This window comes from Shinella sp. BE166, from assembly GCF_051201095.1.
Lineage (GTDB): Bacteria > Pseudomonadota > Alphaproteobacteria > Rhizobiales > Rhizobiaceae > Shinella > Shinella lacus.
In genome coordinates this window covers 396,458-417,109 of the sequence record NZ_JBPEHL010000005.1, presented here as the reverse complement: position 1 = coordinate 417,109, position 20,652 = coordinate 396,458, and the positions used below count along the sequence as shown (strand labels likewise).

21 protein-coding genes are annotated in these 20,652 nt (G+C 65.2%); 13 read left to right on the top strand and 8 right to left on the bottom strand.

Going from position 1 to position 20,652, the window contains the following annotated elements; all coding sequences use genetic code 11:
* Positions 1 to 635 precede the first annotated feature (635 nt).
* The 4 genes from dnaK to J2Y63_RS16115 all read left to right on the top strand — a co-directional run bounded on the left by dnaK (position 636) and on the right by J2Y63_RS16115 (position 4,900).
* Positions 636 to 2,546, top strand: coding sequence for a molecular chaperone DnaK (gene dnaK, locus J2Y63_RS16130; RefSeq protein ID WP_256121370.1), 1,911 nt, complete (start codon positions 636 to 638; stop codon positions 2,544 to 2,546).
* Between the two features lie 238 nt (positions 2,547 to 2,784).
* Positions 2,785 to 3,912 (top strand): molecular chaperone DnaJ, encoded by a 1,128-nt coding sequence (dnaJ, locus tag J2Y63_RS16125; RefSeq protein ID WP_256121371.1) that lies wholly within the window; start codon positions 2,785 to 2,787, stop codon positions 3,910 to 3,912.
* A 36-nt stretch (positions 3,913 to 3,948) separates the two neighbouring features.
* A complete protein-coding gene (locus tag J2Y63_RS16120) occupies positions 3,949 to 4,095 on the top strand; it encodes a hypothetical protein (protein WP_435266902.1) in 147 nt (48 codons plus the stop codon).
* 193 nt (positions 4,096 to 4,288) lie between these two features.
* Positions 4,289 to 4,900, top strand: a complete 612-nt coding sequence (locus J2Y63_RS16115; RefSeq protein ID WP_435266901.1) for a TetR/AcrR family transcriptional regulator — start codon at positions 4,289 to 4,291, stop codon at positions 4,898 to 4,900.
* 14 nt (positions 4,901 to 4,914) lie between these two features.
* On the opposite strand, the gene J2Y63_RS16110 is transcribed toward J2Y63_RS16115, so the two are convergent.
* Positions 4,915 to 5,634: an HAD-IA family hydrolase gene (locus tag J2Y63_RS16110; protein ID WP_435266900.1), complete on the bottom strand. Its 720-nt coding sequence runs from the start codon at positions 5,632 to 5,634 to the stop codon at positions 4,915 to 4,917.
* A 200-nt stretch (positions 5,635 to 5,834) separates the two neighbouring features.
* Between J2Y63_RS16110 and recF the strand changes: the two genes are divergently transcribed.
* Positions 5,835 to 6,959: a DNA replication/repair protein RecF gene (gene recF / locus J2Y63_RS16105; protein WP_435266899.1), complete on the top strand. Its 1,125-nt coding sequence runs from the start codon at positions 5,835 to 5,837 to the stop codon at positions 6,957 to 6,959.
* Positions 6,956 to 7,714 carry a molybdopterin-synthase adenylyltransferase MoeB gene (gene moeB, locus J2Y63_RS16100; protein ID WP_435266898.1) on the top strand — a complete coding sequence of 253 codons (759 nt, stop codon included), beginning with the start codon at positions 6,956 to 6,958 and terminating at the stop codon, positions 7,712 to 7,714. Before recF ends, moeB begins: the two co-directional genes overlap by 4 nt.
* Positions 7,715 to 7,881: 167 nt before the next feature.
* On the opposite strand, the gene J2Y63_RS16095 is transcribed toward moeB, so the two are convergent.
* Positions 7,882 to 8,886: a 2-hydroxyacid dehydrogenase gene (locus J2Y63_RS16095; protein ID WP_256118342.1), complete on the bottom strand. Its 1,005-nt coding sequence runs from the start codon at positions 8,884 to 8,886 to the stop codon at positions 7,882 to 7,884.
* Between the two features lie 181 nt (positions 8,887 to 9,067).
* On the opposite strand from J2Y63_RS16095, the gene J2Y63_RS16090 reads away from it, so the two are divergent.
* Entirely contained in the window at positions 9,068 to 9,607 is a 540-nt protein-coding gene (locus J2Y63_RS16090; protein ID WP_256118341.1) for an SH3 domain-containing protein, read from the top strand.
* Here J2Y63_RS16090 and J2Y63_RS16085 read toward each other — a convergent pair.
* Positions 9,600 to 10,592, bottom strand: coding sequence for an adenosine kinase (locus J2Y63_RS16085; RefSeq protein WP_435266897.1), 993 nt, complete (start codon positions 10,590 to 10,592; stop codon positions 9,600 to 9,602). The genes J2Y63_RS16090 and J2Y63_RS16085 overlap by 8 nt on opposite strands.
* A 179-nt stretch (positions 10,593 to 10,771) precedes the next feature.
* Complete coding sequence (efp, locus tag J2Y63_RS16080) at positions 10,772 to 11,341, bottom strand: elongation factor P (protein WP_256118339.1); 570 nt, start codon at positions 11,339 to 11,341, stop codon at positions 10,772 to 10,774.
* A 151-nt stretch (positions 11,342 to 11,492) separates the two neighbouring features.
* Between efp and epmA the strand changes: the two genes are divergently transcribed.
* A complete protein-coding gene (gene epmA / locus J2Y63_RS16075) occupies positions 11,493 to 12,557 on the top strand; it encodes an EF-P lysine aminoacylase EpmA (protein ID WP_435266896.1) in 1,065 nt (354 codons plus the stop codon).
* Positions 12,554 to 13,615 (top strand): lysine-2,3-aminomutase-like protein, encoded by a 1,062-nt coding sequence (locus J2Y63_RS16070; protein ID WP_435266895.1) that lies wholly within the window; start codon positions 12,554 to 12,556, stop codon positions 13,613 to 13,615. Before epmA ends, J2Y63_RS16070 begins: the two co-directional genes overlap by 4 nt.
* A 24-nt stretch (positions 13,616 to 13,639) precedes the next feature.
* Here J2Y63_RS16070 and J2Y63_RS16065 read toward each other — a convergent pair whose 3' ends face one another.
* Positions 13,640 to 15,661 carry a HAMP domain-containing methyl-accepting chemotaxis protein gene (locus tag J2Y63_RS16065; RefSeq protein WP_435266894.1) on the bottom strand — a complete coding sequence of 674 codons (2,022 nt, stop codon included), beginning with the start codon at positions 15,659 to 15,661 and terminating at the stop codon, positions 13,640 to 13,642.
* A 156-nt stretch (positions 15,662 to 15,817) separates the two neighbouring features.
* Here J2Y63_RS16065 and J2Y63_RS16060 point away from each other — a divergent pair, with 156 nt between their 5' ends.
* Positions 15,818 to 16,543: a sulfate transporter family protein gene (locus J2Y63_RS16060; RefSeq protein WP_435266893.1), complete on the top strand. Its 726-nt coding sequence runs from the start codon at positions 15,818 to 15,820 to the stop codon at positions 16,541 to 16,543.
* On the opposite strand, the gene J2Y63_RS16055 is transcribed toward J2Y63_RS16060, so the two are convergent.
* Positions 16,526 to 16,951: a VOC family protein gene (locus tag J2Y63_RS16055; protein ID WP_435266892.1), complete on the bottom strand. Its 426-nt coding sequence runs from the start codon at positions 16,949 to 16,951 to the stop codon at positions 16,526 to 16,528. The genes J2Y63_RS16060 and J2Y63_RS16055 overlap by 18 nt on opposite strands.
* An 84-nt stretch (positions 16,952 to 17,035) precedes the next feature.
* Between J2Y63_RS16055 and J2Y63_RS16050 the strand changes: the two genes are divergently transcribed.
* On the top strand, positions 17,036 to 17,611 hold the full coding sequence (locus J2Y63_RS16050) for a TetR/AcrR family transcriptional regulator (RefSeq protein ID WP_435266891.1): 576 nt from the start codon (positions 17,036 to 17,038) through the stop codon (positions 17,609 to 17,611).
* On the opposite strand, the gene nth is transcribed toward J2Y63_RS16050, so the two are convergent.
* A complete protein-coding gene (nth, locus tag J2Y63_RS16045; protein WP_435266890.1) occupies positions 17,601 to 18,389 on the bottom strand; it encodes an endonuclease III in 789 nt (262 codons plus the stop codon). The two genes, J2Y63_RS16050 and nth, sit on opposite strands and share 11 nt — an antisense overlap.
* Here nth and J2Y63_RS16040 point away from each other — a divergent pair.
* Positions 18,388 to 18,888: a DUF2244 domain-containing protein gene (locus tag J2Y63_RS16040; RefSeq protein ID WP_256118332.1), complete on the top strand. Its 501-nt coding sequence runs from the start codon at positions 18,388 to 18,390 to the stop codon at positions 18,886 to 18,888. The two genes, nth and J2Y63_RS16040, sit on opposite strands and share 2 nt — an antisense overlap.
* Positions 18,889 to 18,957: 69 nt before the next feature.
* Complete coding sequence (locus J2Y63_RS16035) at positions 18,958 to 19,830, top strand: methylated-DNA--[protein]-cysteine S-methyltransferase (protein ID WP_435266889.1); 873 nt, start codon at positions 18,958 to 18,960, stop codon at positions 19,828 to 19,830.
* A gap of 171 nt (positions 19,831 to 20,001) precedes the next feature.
* Here the strand turns inward: J2Y63_RS16035 and J2Y63_RS16030 are convergent, their stop codons facing one another.
* Positions 20,002 to 20,637, bottom strand: a complete 636-nt coding sequence (locus J2Y63_RS16030) for a 2,3-bisphosphoglycerate-dependent phosphoglycerate mutase (RefSeq protein ID WP_435266888.1) — start codon at positions 20,635 to 20,637, stop codon at positions 20,002 to 20,004.
* Positions 20,638 to 20,652: the final 15 nt, after the last annotated feature.

Sequence of the window (20,652 nt, the reverse complement as noted above, 5' to 3'; positions counted from 1 at the left end):
GTTTATGAAAACAGTGCGCGGGAAGAATTTCATTTTGATCTCGGTTGGTCTTTTCAGCTTTCCGGTAAAATGCGCAGACCAGGCGATAACGAAGTTTGAGTGCTCGATGGGGTGATCGAGCCATATACGGACATGCGTTTTCGTTAACGGAACCATCGTCTTGACGCACTCGGATACCATTGCGCCAAAAACAATAAGCTGGTTTTGCGTCGTATATATGCTGAGATATTCCGGCGCGATTGCAAGGGTTATTAGGCATGGGCTTCAAGAGATCCCTTTGGATATAAAGCCACCTTGTAACTTGCTGTGCCACCCGCCGCCAAAACCGCCGGCAATCTCGTAGGCCGGGTTTACACACGCTTGGATACGCTCACCGATGGCCGCCGACCGCGCCCTTTGGCTTGACGCCCGCAAGGAACCTCACCACATTGCGTCTTACAGACGGTTCACCCTTCTCATGGCGCTGATTTTGCGAGCTTTGCGGCCGCACGATGTCTTGCAGTCGTCTGGACTGCTCCTTATATACGCCGCAAGGCTTCGGCTCAGGCTCAAGCTTTCGAGAAGACCATACCATTAGGGGCTGCCAAAAGAATGCCTGAATGGGTTCCGGCAGTTCGCTTCAAGGAGAGAATGACATGGCTAAAGTAATCGGTATCGACCTCGGAACGACCAATTCCTGCGTTTCCGTCATGGACGGCAAGGACGCGAAAGTGATCGAAAATGCCGAAGGCGCGCGCACGACCCCGTCGATCGTCGCCTTCAACGATGATGGCGAGCGCCTGACCGGCCAGCCGGCAAAGCGCCAGGCCGTCACCAACCCGGAAAACACCCTGTTCGCAGTGAAGCGCCTCATCGGCCGCCGCTACGACGACAAGCTCGTCGAGAAGGACAAGGGTCTCGTTCCCTACAAGATCGTCAAGGGCGACAATGGCGACGCGTGGGTCCAGGCCCATGGCACCGGCTATTCCCCCTCGCAGATCTCCGCGATGATCCTTCAGAAGATGAAGGAAACCGCCGAATCCTACCTTGGTGAAAAGGTCACGCAGGCCGTCATCACGGTTCCCGCCTACTTCAACGACGCGCAGCGCCAGGCAACCAAGGATGCCGGCAAGATCGCGGGCCTTGAAGTCCTGCGCATCATCAACGAGCCGACGGCTGCGGCACTCGCCTACGGCCTCGACAAGAAGGACGGCAAGACCATCGCCGTCTACGACCTTGGCGGCGGCACGTTCGACATCTCGGTCCTGGAAATCGGCGACGGCGTCTTCGAAGTGAAGTCGACCAACGGCGACACCTTCCTCGGCGGTGAAGACTTCGACATGCGTCTCGTCGAATATCTCGCAGCCGAGTTCAAGAAGGACCAGGGCATCGACCTGAAGAACGACAAGCTCGCCCTTCAGCGCCTCAAGGAAGCCGCCGAAAAGGCCAAGATCGAGCTGTCCTCCTCGCAGCAGACCGAAATCAACCTGCCGTTCATCACGGCGGATGCTTCCGGCCCGAAGCATCTGACGATGAAGCTGTCGCGCGCCAAGTTCGAAAGCCTGGTCGACGATCTCGTCCAGCGCACCGTCGCGCCCTGCAAGGCAGCCCTCAAGGATGCCGGCGTCACGGCGGCCGAGATCGACGAAGTCGTTCTCGTCGGCGGCATGAGCCGCATGCCGAAGGTGCAGGAAGTCGTCAAGCAGCTGTTCGGCAAGGAGCCGCACAAGGGCGTCAACCCGGATGAAGTGGTCGCCATGGGCGCCGCCATCCAGGCCGGCGTTCTCCAGGGCGACGTCAAGGACGTCCTGCTCCTCGACGTGACCCCGCTGTCTCTCGGCATCGAAACGCTGGGTGGCGTCTTCACCCGTCTGATCGAGCGCAACACGACGATCCCGACGAAGAAGTCGCAGACCTTCTCGACTGCCGAAGACAACCAGTCGGCCGTGACCATCCGCGTCTCGCAGGGCGAGCGCGAAATGGCTGCGGACAACAAGCTGCTCGGCCAATTCGACCTCGTCGGCATTCCGCCGGCACCGCGCGGCATGCCGCAGATCGAAGTCACCTTCGACATCGACGCCAACGGCATCGTGCAGGTTTCGGCTAAGGACAAGGGCACCGGCAAGGAGCACCAGATTCGCATCCAGGCCTCCGGTGGCCTCTCCGACGCCGACATCGAGAAGATGGTGAAGGACGCCGAAGCCAATGCCGAAGCCGACAAGAAGCGCCGTGAAGGCGTCGAGGCGAAGAACCAGGCCGAAAGCCTGATCCATTCGTCGGAAAAGTCGCTCAAGGAATATGGCGACAAGGTCACGGAAACCGACCGCAAGGCCATCGAGGACGCCATCGCCTCACTGAAGACCGCCGTCGAAGCCTCGGAGCCCGATGCCGACGACATCAAGGCGAAGACCAACACGCTCATGGAAGTCTCCATGAAGCTCGGTCAGGCAATCTACGAGGCCCAGCAGGCCGAAGAGAACGCGTCTTCCGGTGAAGCCGGCGACAATGTCGTCGATGCGGACTACGAAGAAGTCAAGGACGAAGACGACCGCAAGAAGTCGGCCTGAGCCTCCTGAAAAACCGGCCGCCACAAGCGGCCGGTGCAACGGATAGCAAAAGGGCGGAAGTCAGCGCGAAGGGAACAAGGCCAAGATGATCACTCCCGTTGCAAGCGGTGACGATGTCCTGGTCTTTCCTTCGCTCCGGCTCCCGCCTTTTTGCGTGTCCGGTTTCCAGTGCAGGCTGAAGGCAAGCTTGTTCATCCATAACAAGAAGACCGTTCCACTGAAACGGACGTGAACCCGAATGGCTAAAGCTGATTTTTACGAGACGCTGGGTGTCTCCAAGACCGCCGACGAGAAGGAGCTGAAGAGCGCCTTCCGCAAGATGGCGATGAAGTATCACCCGGACAAGAATCCTGGCGATGCCACGGCCGAGCAGACGTTCAAGAACGTCAACGAGGCCTATGAGACGCTGAAGGACCCGCAGAAGCGCGCGGCCTACGACCGTTACGGCCACGCTGCCTTCGAGCAGGGCGGCATGGGCGGTGGCGGCGGTGCCGGCTTCCAGGGCGGTGGCTTCTCCGACATCTTCGAAGACATTTTTGGCGAGATGATGGGCGGCGGGCGCCAGCGGCGCTCCTCCGGCGGGCGCGAGCGCGGCGGCGACCTGCGCTACAACATGGAAATCTCGCTGGAAGAGGCCTATGCCGGCAAGACCGCACAGATCCGCGTGCCGACGTCGATCACCTGCGACGTCTGTTCCGGCTCGGGCGCCAAACCCGGCACCAGCCCGAAGACCTGTGCCACCTGCCAGGGTTCTGGCCGCGTGCGCGCCGCACAGGGTTTCTTCTCGATCGAGCGCACCTGCCCGACCTGCCATGGCCGCGGCCAGACGATCAGCGACCCCTGCACCAAGTGCCATGGCCATGGCCGCGTGACGGAGGAGCGTTCGCTCTCGGTCAACATCCCGGCCGGTATCGAGGACGGCACGCGCATCCGGCTCTCCGGCGAAGGCGAGGCGGGCGTGCGCGGCGGACCGGCGGGCGATCTCTACATCTTCCTGTCGGTGAAGCCGCACGAGTTCTTCCAGCGCGACGGCGCGGACCTCTACTGCACCGTGCCGATCTCGATGACGACGGCGGCCCTCGGCGGCACGTTCGACGTGGCGACGCTCGATGCCACCAAGTCGCGCGTGACGGTGCCGGAAGGCACGCAGGCCGGCCGCCAGTTCCGGCTGAAGGGCAAGGGCATGCCGGTGCTGCGCTCCGCGCAGGTCGGCGATCTCTACATCCAGATCCAGATCGAGACGCCGCAAAAGCTCACCAAGCGCCAGCGCGAATTGCTCAAGGAATTCGAGGAGATTTCCTCGAAGGAAAACAACCCGGAATCCGCGGGTTTCTTTGCGCGAATGAAGGAATTCTTCGAGGGTTGATGGCCTCGCACGGAGACTTCGGACCTCTCCTCCGTCATGGTCGGGCTTGACCCGACCATCCACGCAAACCGCTTCTGCACGAAGGGCGAGACGAAAAAGACGATGGCGAACACCATGATCGGCGCGATGACGGCCGTGCGTTGCCAGATCGTCCAGCCTTCGGTGAGCGGCAGCACGATGTAGAGGATCGTGGTGATCAGCGGATAGACGGGCACCAGCATGGCAAGCGCGAAGTGCAGTTTCGAGAGTTTGCGGGTGGGAGCGGGCGTGGTCATTGGGAGGAGCCTTTATAGAACGGAACGTTTCGTTTATATAGAAACGAAACGTTCCGTTCAGGTACCTTCCGTGCTAGAAGTGCGAAAAAAGGAAAAGGCAGATGACCGAGGCAGAGTTGAAGCCCGCCCGCCGCTCGATCGGCGCCACGCGCAATCCCGCGAGCCAGGAGGCGATCCTGGCGGCGGCGGAGGCGGTGCTGCTGGAAAACGGGCTCGCTGGCTTCTCCATCGAGGCGGTGGCGCGGCGCGCGCGTGCCGGCAAGCCGACGATCTATCGCTGGTGGCCGTCGCAGGCAGCCCTGCTGCTCGACGTCTATCACAGCCACAAGCGGATCAATTTCATCTTTCCCGACCGGGGCAATATCCGCGACGACCTGCGCGCCTATCTCACCGGCATTCTAAAGACCTGGCGGGATGGCACGAGCGGCGAAGTCTTCCGCTGCGTGGTGGCAAGAGCGCAGGAAGAGCCGGCTGCGCTTGCCGCGCTCTCGGCCTATATGGCGGACCGCCGCCACCAGAGCGGCAAGATCGTCGAGAAGGCGCAGGAGCGCGGCGAGGTTCGCCCAGACGTCAACGCCGAACTCGTCACGGAAATCCTGTCGAGCTTCGCCTGGGGCCGGCTGTTGACCGAGCGGCTGGATGTTTCCGAAGCCGAGGTCGAGGCCGTCGTCGATACGGTGATTGGCGGCATCCTGACGAAACCGGCGGCCTGAGCCGCCGTCAGTCGTCAGTCCGCGATGCGGACCAGCGTCAGCTTGCCATCACCATCCTGCCGGGCGGCGACGCCTTCATAGCTGTTGAGCAGCGGGTGGCTCGTTTCGATCGGGTGGTGGTGCGTCGCGGTGATGACCACGACGCCGGCGCCGGCACTCTCACCGGCAAGAATGCCCGCGGGCACATCTTCGAACACCAGGCAATCGGCCGGGTCGACGCCGAGGCGCGAGGCACCCAGCTTGTAGCCATCCGGCGCCGGCTTGCCCTTCGTCACGTCGTCCGCCGTCACGATCACCTCGGGCAGCGGGATGCCCGCGGCGGCAAGACGGCGGCGGGCGAGCGCCACGGGTGCGGAGGTGACGATGCCCCAGCGCCCGGCCGGCAGCGAGGTCAGGAAGGCGATCGCGCCGGGGATCGGGATGACGCCGTCGACATCCTCCATCTCTTCGCGCTCCACCTCCTTGGCTTCAGCCACGGGATCGACGCCCGGCAGGCCGAGGCGGGTGATCGTGTCGATGCCGCGCACGCCGTGCATGGTCGGCAGGAAGGTCGCGACGTCGAGGCCGTGTTTCAGCGCCCACCGCGTCCAGACCCGCTCCGTCGCCGGAATGGAGTTGATGATCGTGCCGTCCATGTCGAAGAGGAAGGCGGAAAACGGGCGATCGAAGACGGGACGGGCGGAAGAGGACAAGGCGAAAACCTGCGGGAGCTGAGAGGGGAGGATGCAACGCATGGGCGGGCTTTCCGATTACCCCCTTGCGCCCGTACAGGCAACCGCCCTCACGCCATCGTGTGCGCGGTCCTTTGCATCGGTCCGGCAAACCCCTATCTAGGGGGCGAGCCGACGATCGGCGCTCGATCTTTCTGTTGTTGCCGCATTTATGCGGCTCCAGGTGATTCCACTCGCGCAAAAAATGCTCTAGCTCTCACCCCATGCCGCACAAGGTTTCCCTCTCCCGCCTCAAGCTCACGGACTTCCGCAACTATGCGGGCCTGTCGCTAGCGCTCGACGGCCGGCATGTCGTGCTGACGGGCCAGAATGGTGCCGGCAAGACCAACCTCATGGAAGCCGTCTCCTTCCTCTCGCCCGGCCGGGGCCTGCGCCGCGCGGCCTATGGCGATGTCGCGCGCGCGGGGGCCGAGGGCGGCTTCTCCGTCTTCGCAACGCTTGAAGGCATGCTGGACGAGGTGGATATCGGCACCGGCACGGAAGGCGGCGACGAGGGCCAGGCGCGAAAACTCCGCCTGAACGGCACGCCGGCCCGCACCGTCGACGAGTTGCTCGATCACCTGCGCGTGCTCTGGCTGACGCCCGCGATGGACGGCCTCTTCACCGGCCCCTCCGCCGATCGCCGCCGCTTCCTCGACCGGCTGGTGCTGTCGCTCGATCCCGAACACGGCCGCCGCGCGGCGGATTTCGAAAAGGCCATGCGTGGCCGCAACCGGCTACTCTCCGAGCCGCGGCAGGATCCGGCCTGGCTGACGGCGCTGGAACGGCAGATGGCCGAGCTCGGCATCGCCATGGCGCACGCCCGCCACGAGCTCGTCGGCCTCATCTCCGGCCTCGTGGAGGCTGCGCGCGACGACGGCCCGTTTCCATCCGCCACCATGCGGCTTTCCGGCTTCCTCGACGGGGAGTGGCAGCGCCCCGCCTACGAGATCGAGGAGATTTATCTCGGCATGCTGCAGGATGGCCGCTACCGCGACGCCGCCGCCGGCCGCACGCTGGACGGCCCGCACCGCGCCGATCTTTTGATCCGCCACCGCGAGAAGGACATGGAGGCCGAGCGCTGCTCGACGGGCGAGCAGAAGGCCCTGCTCGTCGGCCTCATCCTCGCCCATGCCGGCCTCGTCGCCAGCATGACCGGCCATGCGCCGGTGCTGCTGCTCGACGAAATCGCCGCCCATCTCGACGAAGGCCGCCGCGCAGCCCTCTTCGACCGGGTCGATGCGCTCGGCGGCCAGGCCTTCATGACCGGCACCGACCGTGCAATGTTTGACGCGCTCGGCGACCGCGCCCAGTTTCTCACCGTCTCGAACGGAGGCATCGTGACATGACCGATCCGCTCAGCCCTGAAGAGATCGACCGCTACCGTCGCCATATCGTGCTGGCCGAAATCGGCGGTGCGGGCCAGCAGAAGTTGAAACAGGCCAATGTGCTGATCATTGGCGCCGGCGGCCTCGGCGCACCCGTCATCCAGTACCTCGCCGCCGCCGGCATCGGCCATATCGGCGTGCTGGACGATGATACGGTCTCACTCTCCAATCTCCAGCGCCAGGTGATCCACGATACGGCCGGCATCGGTACGCAGAAGATCGCCAGCGCCGAAGCCGCCGTCGCCCGCCTCAACCCGCATGTGCGCTTCACCGGTATCGCGGAGCGGCTGAGCGCGGACAACGCCGCTTCGTTGCTCGCCGGCTACGATATGCTCGTCGACGGCTCGGACAATTTCGACACGCGTTACGCCTCGGCGGACGCCGCTGAAGCCGCCCGCATCCCGCTCGTTACTGGCGCCGTTGGCCGTTTCGATGGCTCTCTGACTGTGCTGAAGCCCTATGAAGCCGGCCCGGACGGCACGCTCAACCCCGGCTACCGCGACCTCTTCCCCTCAGCTCCGCCTCCGGGCGTCGTGCCCGCCTGCGCCGAGGCCGGCATCGTCGGCGCCCTGACGGGCGTCGTCGGCACGCTGATGGCGATGGAGGTGATCAAGCTCGTGACAGGCGCCGGCGAGCCGCTGGTCGGCCGCCTGATGCTCTATGACGGCCTTGCCGCGCGGTTCGAGACGTTGAAGTACAAGCGCCGCAAGGCATAGCCGTCCCCCCTCTGCCCTGCCGGGCATCTCCCCCTCAAGGGGGGAGATCGGCAAGCGGAGAAGCATTGCTCACACTGCGACGTCAATGATTGGCAAAACGGTTACCCCATCCAATCTCCCCCCTTGAGGGGGAGATGCCCGGCAGGGCAGAGGGGGGTGTCTACGGTTTAAACCCGCCCCGGCAGCACCCGGTCCGGCGGGCGGTGGCCGTCGAAGAAGGTGCGGATGTTGATCACGACCTTCTCGCCCATGTCGATGCGGCCCTCGAGCGTTGCCGAGCTCATATGCGGCAGCAGCACGACCTTGCCCTCGGTGGCGAGCTTCAGGAGCTTCGGGTTGACCGCCGGCTCGTTCTCGAACACGTCGAGGCCGGCGCCGGCGATCTTGCCCTCGCGCAGGCATTTGATCAGCGCCGTCTCGTCGATGATGCCGCCGCGGGCTGTGTTGACGATGTAGCTCGTCGGCTGCATCAGCTCCAGCCGGCGGGCGGAGAGCAGATGGAATGTCGCGGGCGTCGAGGGGCAGTTGACCGAGACGATGTCGACGCGGGCGAGCATCTGGTCGAGGCTGTCCCAATAGGTCGCTTCCAGCGCGTCTTCCGTGTCCGGGCGCACGCGGTGGCGGTTGTGATAGTGGATGGAGAGGCCGAAGGCCTTGGCGCGGCGGGCGACGGCCGTGCCGATGCGGCCCATGCCGACGATGCCGAGGCGTTTTCCCCAGATGCGGCGGCCGAGCATCCAGGTCGGCGACCAGCCGGCCCATTCGCCCTTGCGGTCCGTCAGGATGCGCGCACCTTCGGCAAGCCGGCGCGGGGCGGCAAGGATCAGCGCCATCGTCATGTCGGCCGTGTCCTCGGTCAGGACGTTCGGCGTGTTGGTGACGGTGATGCCGCGCTTGGCGGCAGCCTCGACGTCGACATTGTCGACGCCGTTGGAAAAGCAGGCAATCAGCTTGAGCTGCGGCCCCGCCTGTTCGATGAGGGCCGCGTCGATGCGATCGGTCAGCGTCGGCACCAGGACGTCCGCCGATTTCACGGCGGCGACGAGCTCGGGCTGGGTGCGCGGCGTGTCGTCGATGTTGAGTTCCGCGTCGAACAGTTCGCGCATCCGGGTCTCCACGACCTCGGGCAGGCGGCGGGTGATGTAGACCTTCGGTTTTTTCTTCTGGGTCATGGGATGTTCCGGCGTCCTGTTGACGGGTCCTTAACCAAGTTGGGCAAGGATTGCTTCATCAGGGGCATTTTCTACCAGACCCGGTCGCGAAGACAATCCGCCCTCTTGGCGGTCCCCGCGATTTGCCACGTCGCGCCGGCAAGGCAGCCTGATGCCCTCTACAGTTTCGAACGGATTTTCCATGCGTAACCTCGTCGTCCGTCTCAGCCTTGCTGCCCTTGCCGGCGTCATCGTGTCGGTCGCCGGCCTCTCGCTCGCCCATGCCCAGGCGGCAAAAGGCCCGAGCGGCCTGCCGCTGCCGCGCTTCGTCAGCCTCAAGGCCAAGAGCGTCAATCTCCGCGTCGGCCCGAGCGTCGATTATGCCGTCGCCTGGCGTTATCTCAAGTCCGGCGTGCCGGTCGAAATCATCCAGGAATACGACAACTGGCGCCGCGTGCGCGATGCCGACGGCACGGAAGGCTGGGTCAACCAGGCGCTGCTCTCGGGCGAGCGCACCGCCGTGACGGCACCCTGGATGCGCGGCAAGGGCGAGGACATTTACGTCAACATGCGCCGCGAGGCTTTGGCCAACAGCTCGCTCGTCGCCAAGATCCAGCCGGGCGTCGTCGTCAAGGTCGGCGAATGCAATGGCGACTGGTGCCGCGCCGAAGTGGACGGCACGGCAGGCTGGGTTTCGCAGAACGAGATCTGGGGCGCCTATCCGGGCGAAGCCTTCAAATAAGGCCGGCCTTTTTGGCTTCATCCGCCAGCGACAGGAGCGGCCGCGGGCCGACCTGCTGGATGACGAGGCCGGCGGCCAGGCTGCCGAGCTTGCCGCAATCGGCAAGCGAACGCCCAGCCGTATAACCGTAGAGGAAGCCGGCGGCATAGAGATCGCCGGCGCCCGTCGTATCGACGACGCTCGGAATGCTGATCGCCTCCACGCGGGTGCGCTCGCCCTTGGTCAGCACGATCGAACCTTCTTCGCTCATCGTCACCGCCGCCAGCCGGCAATCCTGCGCGATGCGCGTCAGGGCTTCCTCGAAATCCTCTGTCTCGTAGAGCGCCAAGGCTTCCGCCTTGTTCGCAAAGACGATGTCGACGGTGCCGGAGCGCATGAGATCCAGGAATTCGCCGCGGTAGCGGTGCACGCAGAAACTGTCGGACAGCGTCATCGACACTTCACGACCATGGGCATGCGCGATGCGGGCGCATTCGCGGATGGCGTCCTTGGCGCGCGGCGGATCCCAGAGATATCCCTCGAAATAGGTGACCTTGGCCTCGGCGACGACATGCTCTTCCACGTCCTCCGGCCCGAGCTCCACGCAGGCGCCGAGATAGGTATTCATCGAGCGCTCGCCGTCGGGTGTCACGAAAATCATCGAGCGGGCGGTGGGCGGCGTGCCGCCGAGCGGCTTTGTCTCGAAATGCACGCCCTGGGCGCGGATGTCGTGGATGAAGATCTCGCCGAGCTGGTCGTCGGCGACCTTGCCGAAATAGGCGGCCCGTCCGCCGAAGCTCGCCACACCGGAGGCCGTGTTGCCGGCGCTGCCGCCGGAGGCTTCGAGCGCGGGGCCCATGCGGGAATAGAGCAGTTCCGCCCGATCGGTGTCGATCAGGTTCATCGCGCCCTTGATGATGCCGTTGTCCGTGATGAAGTTCTCATCGCAGCGCGCGATGATATCGACGATGGCATTGCCGACCGTCAGCACGTCGAATTTGGTCATTCGGGATTCCCGTCTCCGTAAGCTTGCCGCGCAAAAGTGTATAGCGGTTTTGCGATAACGGCATGCGTCAAAACAAATGGTAAGAGCCGGGAGTCGGTCTTAACGGATTTTGCGGAGTTTGAAAGAAAAAAGCCGCCCGGCCGTTTCCGGCGGGCGGCTTTGATGTCCGCGAGGGCGGATCAGTCCTTGGCGCGTTCCACGTAGGAACCGTCTTCCGTGGCGATGACGACGCGCGTGCCGGCCGAAATGTGCGGCGGCACCAGCGTGCGAACGCCGTTCGACAGGATCGCCGGCTTGTAGGAAGAGGACGCCGTCTGGCCCTTGACGACCGGCTCGGTCTCCATGATCTCGAGCGTGACGTGGCGCGGCAGGTCGATGGCGATAGCCACGCCTTCATGCACCGAAAGGATGACCGTCATGCCTTCCTGGAGATAGGCCTTCAGGTCGCCGATGTCCTCGTGGGACATGGTGAGCTGGTCGTAGCTCTCCGGGTTCATGAAGTGGTAGCCGTCGCCGTCTTCATAGAGGAAGTTGTGTTCGCGGTCCTCGACGAAGGCGCGTTCGACCTGCTCGGTCGTGCGGTAGCGCTCGGAGACCTTCACGCCGTCGGAGATGCGGCGCATGTCGACCTGGGTGACCGGCGTGCCCTTGCCCGGGTGGAAGTTCTGCGCCGTCAGCACGACATAGAGCTTGCCGTCGACGTCGAGGACATTGCCCTTGCGGACGGAAGAGGCGATGATCTTTACCATAAGTCTTCCTTGTAACTGGATGGAGCGCGTCGTAGAGGACCGCCTTGAGACGTCTTCCCCGCGCGCTGAAAAGCGTATTCGGGGCCGCAACTATCCTATATTCCGGCAAAAGACCAGTCTGTCCGCCGGCATGGCCGAAGAAACCTGTCACATGAGTGCCACAAGCCAAAAACCCTCGCCCTGGTGGACGCCCGACGTGCACGCCGACCGCCGGCCGTTCCTGATGGCGCGGGGCCGCATCCAGGCGGCCTTGCGCGGCTGGTTTGCCGCGCGCGATTTCGTCGAGGTGGATACGGCGACGTTGCAGGTCTCGCCCGGCAACGAGGCGCATCTGCACGCCTTCGAGACCGCCGCGATCGGCCATTCGGGCACGAAGACGCCGCTCTACCTGCACACCTCGCCGGAATTCGCCTGCAAGAAGCTGCTGGCGGCCGGCGAAACGCGCATCGCCTGCTTCGCCCACGTCTATCGCAATCGCGAGCGCGGGCCGCTGCACCATCCGGAATTCACCATGCTGGAATGGTATCGGGCGGGCGAGGCCTATGACGTGCTGATGGCGGATTGCGCTGAGATGCTCGCGCTTGCCGCAGAGATTACGGGCGCATCGGCGCTCACTTATCGTGGCGCCACCTGCGATCCGGCGCTCGCACCGGAACGACTGACGGTGGCGGACGCTTTCCGGCGTCATGCGGGCATCGACCTGCTCGCCTCGATCGATCCGGACGGGTCGACCGACCGGGAGCGCCTTGCCACGGCGATGCGGACCGCCGGCCTGCGCGTGGCGGAGGACGACACCTGGGCCGATCTTTTCAGCCGCGTGCTGGTGGAGAAGGTGGAGCCTAAACTCGGCTTCGGCCGCGCCACCATCCTGTGCGAATATCCGGTCGCCGAGGCCGCCCTTGCCCGCCCCGCGCCGCACGACCGGCGCGTCGCCGAGCGCTTCGAACTCTATGCCTGCGGCGTGGAACTGGCCAATGCCTTCGGCGAGCTGACGGACGCCGCCGAACAGCGCCGGCGTTTCGAGCTGGAAATGGCGGAGAAGGCCCGCGTCTACGGCGAGACCTATCCGCTCGACGAGGATTTTCTGGCCGCCCTTGCCCTCATGCCGGAAGCAAGCGGCATCGCGCTCGGCTTCGACCGGCTGGTCATGCTGGCGACGGGGGCTTCGCGCATCGACCAGGTCATCTGGGCGCCCGTTGCGGAGACGGCACCATGACGGCGGCCAGAAGCCTGACGACGGTCACCGAATTTTTCGAGGCCGGCCTTGTTGCGGAGGAGAAGCGCGATGAAGCGCGCGCCGTCGCCGAACGCTACACAGTCGCCATTACCCCGTCGCTCGCCGCGCTGATCGATCGCGACGACCCGCTCGATCCGATCGCCCGGCAGTTCGTGCCCGATGCGGCCGAACTCGTCACCCTGCCGCAGGAGCGCGCCGACCCGATCGGCGATCTCGCGCACAGTCCCGTCGAGGGCATCGTGCACCGCTATCCCGATCGCGTGCTGCTCAAGGCCGTGCATGTCTGCCCGGTCTATTGCCGCTTCTGCTTCCGCCGCGAAATGGTCGGGCCGGAAGGTCTCGGCACGCTGTCGCCGGCAGCGCTCGATGCGGCCATCGCCTATATCGCCGAACGGCCGGAGATCTGGGAGGTGATCCTGACGGGCGGCGATCCGCTCGTGCTCTCGCCGCGCCGCCTGCAGGCCATCATGGCGAGGCTGGCGGAAATCCCGCATGTGAAGATCGTGCGCTTCCACACCCGCGTACCGGCGGTCGATCCGGCCCGGGTGGGCGCCGCCCTCGTCGCGGCGTTGAAGGCCTCCGGCAAGACGACCTATGTGGCGCTTCACGCCAACCATCCCCGCGAATTCACCACTGACGCCCGCGCCGCCATTGCCCGCATCGTCGATGCCGGCCTGGTGATGATCAGCCAGACGGTGCTGTTGAAGGGCGTCAACGACGATGCGGCGGTGCTGGCGGAGCTGATGCGGACCTTCGTCGAGAACCGCGTCAAACCCTATTACCTGCACCATCCCGACCTGGCGCCGGGCACGTCGCATTTCCGCCTGACGCTCGCCGAGGGCAGGGCGCTGGTCGAAAGCCTGCGCGGCCGCGTCTCCGGCCTCTGCCAGCCGACCTACATCCTCGATATTCCGGGCGGCCACGGCAAGGTCCGGGCGGATTCGCTCGCCGTCGAGGAGGCGGACGACGGCTGTTTTCGCGTGCGCGATTTCCGCGGCGAGACGCATCTCTATCCGACGGAAGAGGGCGGGGCGTAACGCCAGCGCCCTATTTGCCGCGTCTCAAAACTCTTCCCAGTCCCCGTCACTGCCCTTTTCCTGCCGCACGCCGAGCGCGCCGGCAAGCTTTTCGCTGAGCGCGAGCGCCGGTGAGCCGACCGGGCGGGAGGCCGTGTTGGCCGGCTTGACGTTCCATTGGCCGGGCGACTTGCGGGCGACCACCGGAGCCGGGGCAGGGGCGGGCGTGGAGGGCACGATGTGGAGATGCGGTGCGTGCACGGTGCGGCTTGCGGCGGCGCTGCCGCCGACATTGAAGCGGCCGATCAGTGCGTTGAGCGCCTGCACTTCGGAGGCGAGGCCGTGGCTTGCCGCCGTCGTCTCCTCGACCATCGCGGCATTCTTCTGCGTGCCCTGGTCCATGGTGTTGACGGCGGTGTTGATTTCCTGAAGCCCCGTCGATTGTTCGCGCGCGGCCTCGACGATGGCTGCGACGTGGCTGTTGATCTCCTGCACCTCGGTCACGATCGTCTGGAGCGAGCGCCCCGTATCGCCGACCAGCGACACGCCGGTGCGCACCTGCTCTCCGGAGGTGGTGATCAGCGCCTTGATCTCCTTGGCGGCCTTGGCGGAGCGCTGGGCAAGCTCCCGCACCTCCTGCGCCACGACCGCAAAGCCCTTGCCGGCCTCACCCGCCCGCGCCGCTTCCACGCCGGCATTCAGCGCCAGCAGGTTGGTCTGGAAGGCGATATCGTCGATGACGCCGATGATGTTGGTGATCTCGCTCGACGACTTTTCGATCTCCTGCATGGCCGAGACCGCGCGGCGCACGATCTCGCCGGATTTTTCGGCGCCGGAGCGGGTGCGGGCGACGAGCTGGCCGGCCTCTTCCGCCCGCCGGGTCGAATCCTTGACCGTGGTGGTGATCTCTTCAAGGGCGGCGGCCGTCTCCTCGACGGAGGCCGCCTGCTGCTCGGTGCGGCGCGAGAGGTCGTCGGCAGCGGCGCGGATCTGGCTCGCGCCGGCATCGATCGCCCGGGCGTTCTCGCCGACTTCGCGCAACGCGTCGCTGAGGCGCGAGACGGATGCGTTGAAATCCTCGCGCAACCGCTCCAGGTCGCCGTCGAAGGGTTTTTCGATGCGGCAGGTCATGTCGCCGCCGGCAAGCCGGCCGAGCGCATCGGCGAGGCTCGCAACGGCTTCCTGCACGCGGCCGCTGTCGCGGGTGCGCTCGGCCTCGCGGGCCTGGCGCTCGCCATCGGCGCGGCGGCGGTCGTCCTCGCCCTGGCGCTCCAGGCGCTGGCGTTCGGCGGCATTGTCGCGGAAGATCGCGACGGTGCCGGCCATCTCGCCGATCTCGTCGGTGCGGTCGGCATGGGGAATGGTGACGGCCGTGTCGCCGCCGGCAAGCCGCTTCATCGCGGCGCCGAGGCCGTTCAGCGGTTTGACCACGCGGCGGTTGACCAGGAAGATCGCGGCAATCGCAAGGCCCATGGAAATGGCGAGCGACGCCCAGGTGAGCGCGAAGGCGGAACCCTCTTCGCCGCGCGCCGAAAGGATCGTCTCCTCGGTGACTTTCTGCGTGCTGGCGACGAGGTCGTTGAGCGCGGCGGTGATCGCGTCGGCGCTCGCCTGCATCGGCCCCTTGTAGACCTCCAGCGCCGGCCCCTTGGCGGCGATGGCGGAGAACTGGATGAGTTTGGCGGAATCGTCGATATAGGTCTTCAGCGTCGCCTTGATACCGTCGATCTCGGCCGTCGCAACCGGGTCCGCGGTGTTGGCGGCGCCGTAGCTGTCGACCATGCCGGAAAACGCGTCCGCCCGTTCCTTGATGCGCGCCTCGATGCGGCCGATCTCGTCCGGGTCCATCGACAGGAGATGCTCGGAATAGGTGGCGTTGAGCTCGGAGAAGGCGTGGCTCAATTGCAGGATGCTGCTCATCTGCGGCATGCGGTCCGTGCCGATGCGCTCGATATGGCCGGTCATCGTCGAGAGCGAGCGGAAGGCGACGGCGCCTTGCAACGCGCCCAGCACGACCATGAGGACGAAGAGCGCGGGCAGGAGCCTGCTGATCCGGACGTTACGCATGACGGTTCCCTGGTTTTCTTGAGACGCACGGCTGCGTGCGTGTGGGCGAAAGTCTAGGAGCGGTCGTTTAACGTGGGCTTAATGGGCCGCCCTGATCTCCTGCCTTGCCGCCCGCTTTTCCACACCCTACATGCGAGAACGAACAGGAGTTTTTCGATGATCCTTCACGCCGCCCGGCTCTCGCTTGCCAACCTCTTCGCCCCGGAGACGCGCGGCGTGTTCTGGAAGGTCATCGGGCTCACCGTCCTTGCCCTCGTCGTCATCTGGTTCGGCCTGCGGGAAACCTTCGTCGCCTTCGCCTGGCCCTGGCTGCAGGGCGCCGTGATGCCGGACCTGCCGGAATGGGCTGGCTGGCTCACCTTCGTCTTCGGCATCATCGCGAGCCTCGGCCTGGCGCTGGGTCTTGCGCTGCTGCTGGCGCCCGTCACGGCCATCATCGCCGGCTTCTTCCTCGACGACGTCGCCGAGGTCATCGAGAAACGCGACTACCCGGCGGAACCGCCGGGTACGGCGCTGCCGCTCGGCCAGGCGATCTCGGGCTCGATCAAGTTTCTGGGCATCGTCATCCTCGGCAACCTGGTCGCGCTGTTCTTGCTGTTCATTCCGGGCGTCAATCTCGTCGCCTTCTTCCTGGTCAACGGCTACCTGCTCGGCCGGGAATTCTTCGAGTTCGCGGCGATGCGCTACCGCACGCCCGCGGAGGCGCGGCTGTTTCGGGCCAAACACGCCTCCACGGTGCTGCTCGCCGGCCTGCTCGTCGCGGCCTTCCTGGCGATCCCCATCGTCAACCTGCTGACGCCGCTCTTTGCCGCCGGCCTCATGGTGCATCTCCACAAGGCGCTGAGCCGCAAGGACCCCGGCTTCTCACTGCGGCAGAACTGACGCGTCGTAGAGCGCGACATATTCGCCCTTCGGCGGGATCGGTTTGATCACGTCGATCAGCACGCCGTTCGGATCGGCGGTGATGAAATGGCGCTGGCCGAAATCCTCGTCGCGGATATCGAGCAGGATGGGAAGGTCGGCGGCACGCAGGGCATCATAGACCGCGTCGACATCCTCCACCTCGAAGTTCAGGAGCAGTCCGGAGACCTTGCCGCGGCCGGCGGCGGGGATCGTCGTGTGGCTGCCGTCGAGCACGGCGAGCGTCACCTTCTCGTCCTCGCGGGATTGGAGATGGATGTACCAGCCGCTGTCGAACAGGGCCTCGAAGCGGAAATGCTTTTCATAGAAGGCGGCGGTGCCGGCAACGTCGTCGGTCATGATGACCGGATAATAGCTCGTCGTTTTCATCTCTTTCCCTTTCGTGAAAATAAACATACAGTCTGCATGTTTCTATCAATTAACATACAGACAGTTTGTATGTAAAGGCAAAAAATGGTACGCAGCAACAAGGAACGCACGGAGGCGACGCGCCTCGCTCTGATCGAGGCGGCGCGGCGGCTTTTCGTGGAAAAGGGCTATGCGGAGACGGCGACGCCCGACATCGTGGCGGAGGCCGGCGTCACGCGCGGCGCTCTCTACCACCATTTCGAGGACAAGAAGGCGCTGTTCCGCGCCGTGCTGGAGCGGGAAGGTGAGGCGGTGGCCGCGCATATCGAAGGTGTCGCGCTGGAGGGGGCATCGCCCCGCGCGGCGCTGCTCCTCGGTGCATCCGCCTATTTCGATGCGATGGCGGCGCCCGGCCGCACGCGGCTTCTCCTGTTGGAGGCGCCGGCCGTGCTCGGCTTGGAAAGCGTCGTGGCGATCGACCGGGAGAATGCCGAAGGCACGCTGAAGGTCGGGCTTGCGGATTTCCTCGGCGCGGGCGCGAATGCCGCAACACTCAAGGCGCTGACGGAAATGCTTTCCGCCGCCTTCGACCGTGCGGCGATTGCCATCGAGACCGGCGCGGACCGCAAGACCTACGAAAGCGCCATTGCCGATCTCATCGACGGGCTCGTCAGGGCGTAGGGCCGAAAAGCTGCGGCGGCAGCTCCACCAGCGGCGCCGGCACGTCGCAGGTCTTTTCCGGCGACTTGCAGAGATCGGCGATGACGCAGCGCTCGCATTCCGGCTTGCGCGCCTTGCAACAGTACCGCCCGTGCAGGATCAGCCAGTGGTGGGCATGGTAGAGATATTCGTCCGGGATGATGCGGATCAGCCGGTCCTCCACTTCGTCCGGCGTCTTGCCGGGCGCCAGCAGCAGCCGGTTGGCAATGCGGAAGATATGCGTGTCGACCGCCATCGTCGCCTGCCCGAAGGCCATGGAGAGCACGACATTCGCCGTCTTGCGCCCGACGCCCGGCAGCAGGATCAGCTCTTCGCGCGTGCGCGGCACCTCGCTGCCGAAGCGCTCCACCAGCATCTGGCTGAGCGCGATGACGTTCTTCGCCTTGTTGCGGTAGAGCCCGATGGTGCGGATGTAGTCGCGCACCTTCTCCTCGCCGAGTGCCAGCATCTTTTCCGGCGTGTCGGCCACTTTGAACAGCGCCCGCGTCGCCTTGTTGACGCCGGCATCCGTCGCCTGCGCGGAAAGGGCGACGGCGACGACGAGCGTGAAGGGATTGACGTGTTCGAGCTCGCCCTTCGGCTCCGGCCGCTGGATGGAAAAGCGGCGGAAGATTTCGCTGAGTTCATCGTGCGAATAAAGGCTCTTCGGCCGCGCCGCCGCCTTGCGACGTTGCGGAGCGATGCTCGCTGTCTTTTTGATCTTTCCGTTTTCCATGATGCTTCTATAGTCATGCGCCATGACGCAAGGCAACGCCGACATGACGATGAACGAGCGCCCGGTCTTTTCCGCGGAGCTCCACCCCTACCGCTCGCTCGGGCGCAACGGGCATAGGATCTTTTTCATCATCGCCGGCGCCATGTGCCTCGCCCATATGGTCGTCTTCCTGATCTCGGGCGCCTGGCCGGTCGTGCTGTTCTTCGGCCTGGATTTCCTGGTGCTGTTCGGCGCCTTCTGGCTGAACAACCGGGCGGCGAAGGCCCGCGAGGTCGTCTCGCTGTCGCGCACCAACATCTCGATCCGCAAGATCAGCCCGTCGGGCCGCGAGACCGAACATGTCTTCAATCCGTTCTGGGCGCGCTTCCTCGTCTCGCGCAAGGCGAAGATCGGCATCACCGCCATGCATGTGCGCGGCAATGGCCGCGAGACCGACGTCGGCACCTTCCTGCCGCCCGACGACCGCGAGCGCTTCGCCTCCGCCTTTTCCGGCGCACTCGCCCGCGTGAAACGCGGTTACTGACCCGCCCCGCAGGAATCGGGTGGCGGGCACGCCAAGGGCGTGCTTTTCTGGCGGCACAGGAGAAGACTGATGAATATTGCCGCGACTTTGCAATCCGATTTCACGCCCGAGGGCGACGACTACACGACCGTGCGCCGGGTCATCGAGCTGATCACCGAGGATTACCGCGCACAGCCCGGGCTGGAGAATATTGCCGGCCAGCTCGGCCAGTCGCCCACGCAGTTGCAGAAGACCTTTACCCGCTGGGCCGGCCTCTCGCCGAAGGCGTTCCTGCAGGCCGTGACGCTCGACCATGCCAAGCGCCTGCTGCGCCAGGAAGCGCTGCCGCTGCTGGAGACGAGTTTCGAAGTCGGCCTCTCCGGCCCGAGCCGCCTGCACGATCTCTTCGTCACGCACGAGGCCATGTCGCCCGGCGAATGGAAGGCGCGCGGCGCCGGCCTGACCATCCGCTACGGCCTGCATCCGTCGCCCTTCGGTCAGGCCCTCGTGATGATCACCGACCGCGGCCTCGCCGGCCTGGCTTTCACCGACGAGCCCGGCGGATTGGACGCCTTCGAGGACATGTCGTCACGCTGGCCAAACGCCCATTATGTCGAGGACAGCGCGGCGACGACGCCCTATGCTGAGCGCATCTTCGACCCGAAACGCTGGAACCCCAAGGAGCCGCTGCGCGTCATGCTGATCGGCTCGGATTTTCAGGTCCGCGTCTGGGAGGCGCTGTTGCGCATCCCCATGGGCTGCGCCGTCACCTATTCGTCGATCGCGGAAAAGCTCGGCCAGCCGACCGCCTCCCGCGCCGTCGGTGCCGCCGTCGGCCGCAACCCCATCTCCTTCGTGGTGCCCTGCCACCGCGCACTCGGCAAGAGCGGCGCGCTTACGGGCTACCACTGGGGCCTGACGCGCAAGCGGGCGATGCTGGGGTGGGAATCGGGCAGGGCTTGAGAACAAAAAAGGCCGGCGAGAGCCGGCCTTTGTATTTGGAGGGCACTTACCTCTCATTCCGTCATCCTCGGGCTCGACCCGAGGATCCACCTGCATCCGCGGCGTGGATGGTCGGGTCAGGCCCGACCATGACGGAGGAGAGGGCAGCGGCTATCGCCAAGGGCGAAGCGCTCAATGCGCGCCGGACATATCCCCAAGCACATCCTTCGACTTCACCGTCGAATCCGCGTTCAGCGTGTAGACCATCGGCACGCCGGTCGCGAGGTTGAGCTTCAGGATCTCTTCCTTCGTCAGCTTGTCGAGCACCATGACCAGCGAACGCAGCGAATTGCCGTGGGCGGCGACGAGGACCTTTTCGCCGCGCAGCACGCGGGGCAGGATTTCCGTGAGGTAATAGGGCCAGACGCGGGCGCCGGTGTCGCGCAGGCTTTCGCCGCCCGGCGGGGGGATGTCGTAGGAGCGGCGCCAGATATGGACCTGCTCTTCGCCCCACTTGGCGCGGGCGTCGTCCTTGTTGAGGCCGGAGAGGTCACCGTAGTCGCGCTCGTTCAGCGCCTGGTCGCGGATCGTCTCAAGACCCTGCTGGCCGATCTCGTCGAGGATCAGCGTCAGCGTCTTCTGGGCGCGCGAGAGGTCGGAGGTGAAGGCGATGTCGAACTTGATGCCGGTCTCGGCGATCGCCTTGCCGCCGGTCTTGGCTTCCTCGACGCCGAGTTCCGTCAGGTCTGGGTCGCGCCAGCCGGTGAAGAGGTTTTTCAGGTTCCATTCGCTCTGGCCGTGGCGAACGAGGACGAGGGTTCCGCTCATATCATCTGTCTCCCG

What these genes read in the sequence shown, in the direction of transcription:
- dnaJ (WP_256121371.1), top strand. Translation starts at nt 2,785, where the DNA reads ATGGCTAAAGCTGATTTTTACGAGACGCTGGGTGTCTCCAAGACCGCC.
- J2Y63_RS16065 (WP_435266894.1), bottom strand. Translation starts at nt 15,661, where the DNA reads ATGCGTAACGTCCGGATCAGCAGGCTCCTGCCCGCGCTCTTCGTCCTC.
- J2Y63_RS16115 (WP_435266901.1), top strand. Translation starts at nt 4,289, where the DNA reads ATGACCGAGGCAGAGTTGAAGCCCGCCCGCCGCTCGATCGGCGCCACG.
- J2Y63_RS16085 (WP_435266897.1), bottom strand. Translation starts at nt 10,592, where the DNA reads ATGACCAAATTCGACGTGCTGACGGTCGGCAATGCCATCGTCGATATC.
- epmA (WP_435266896.1), top strand. Translation starts at nt 11,493, where the DNA reads ATGAGTGCCACAAGCCAAAAACCCTCGCCCTGGTGGACGCCCGACGTG.
- J2Y63_RS16055 (WP_435266892.1), bottom strand. Translation starts at nt 16,951, where the DNA reads ATGAAAACGACGAGCTATTATCCGGTCATCATGACCGACGACGTTGCC.
- nth (WP_435266890.1), bottom strand. Translation starts at nt 18,389, where the DNA reads ATGGCGCATGACTATAGAAGCATCATGGAAAACGGAAAGATCAAAAAG.
- J2Y63_RS16090 (WP_256118341.1), top strand. Translation starts at nt 9,068, where the DNA reads ATGCGTAACCTCGTCGTCCGTCTCAGCCTTGCTGCCCTTGCCGGCGTC.
- J2Y63_RS16040 (WP_256118332.1), top strand. Translation starts at nt 18,388, where the DNA reads ATGACGCAAGGCAACGCCGACATGACGATGAACGAGCGCCCGGTCTTT.
- efp (WP_256118339.1), bottom strand. Translation starts at nt 11,341, where the DNA reads ATGGTAAAGATCATCGCCTCTTCCGTCCGCAAGGGCAATGTCCTCGAC.
- J2Y63_RS16070 (WP_435266895.1), top strand. Translation starts at nt 12,554, where the DNA reads ATGACGGCGGCCAGAAGCCTGACGACGGTCACCGAATTTTTCGAGGCC.
- J2Y63_RS16095 (WP_256118342.1), bottom strand. Translation starts at nt 8,886, where the DNA reads ATGACCCAGAAGAAAAAACCGAAGGTCTACATCACCCGCCGCCTGCCC.
- J2Y63_RS16120 (WP_435266902.1), top strand. Translation starts at nt 3,949, where the DNA reads ATGGTCGGGCTTGACCCGACCATCCACGCAAACCGCTTCTGCACGAAG.
- J2Y63_RS16050 (WP_435266891.1), top strand. Translation starts at nt 17,036, where the DNA reads ATGGTACGCAGCAACAAGGAACGCACGGAGGCGACGCGCCTCGCTCTG.
- recF (WP_435266899.1), top strand. Translation starts at nt 5,835, where the DNA reads ATGCCGCACAAGGTTTCCCTCTCCCGCCTCAAGCTCACGGACTTCCGC.
- J2Y63_RS16030 (WP_435266888.1), bottom strand. Translation starts at nt 20,637, where the DNA reads ATGAGCGGAACCCTCGTCCTCGTTCGCCACGGCCAGAGCGAATGGAAC.
- J2Y63_RS16035 (WP_435266889.1), top strand. Translation starts at nt 18,958, where the DNA reads ATGAATATTGCCGCGACTTTGCAATCCGATTTCACGCCCGAGGGCGAC.
- J2Y63_RS16060 (WP_435266893.1), top strand. Translation starts at nt 15,818, where the DNA reads ATGATCCTTCACGCCGCCCGGCTCTCGCTTGCCAACCTCTTCGCCCCG.
- J2Y63_RS16110 (WP_435266900.1), bottom strand. Translation starts at nt 5,634, where the DNA reads ATGCGTTGCATCCTCCCCTCTCAGCTCCCGCAGGTTTTCGCCTTGTCC.
- dnaK (WP_256121370.1), top strand. Translation starts at nt 636, where the DNA reads ATGGCTAAAGTAATCGGTATCGACCTCGGAACGACCAATTCCTGCGTT.
- moeB (WP_435266898.1), top strand. Translation starts at nt 6,956, where the DNA reads ATGACCGATCCGCTCAGCCCTGAAGAGATCGACCGCTACCGTCGCCAT.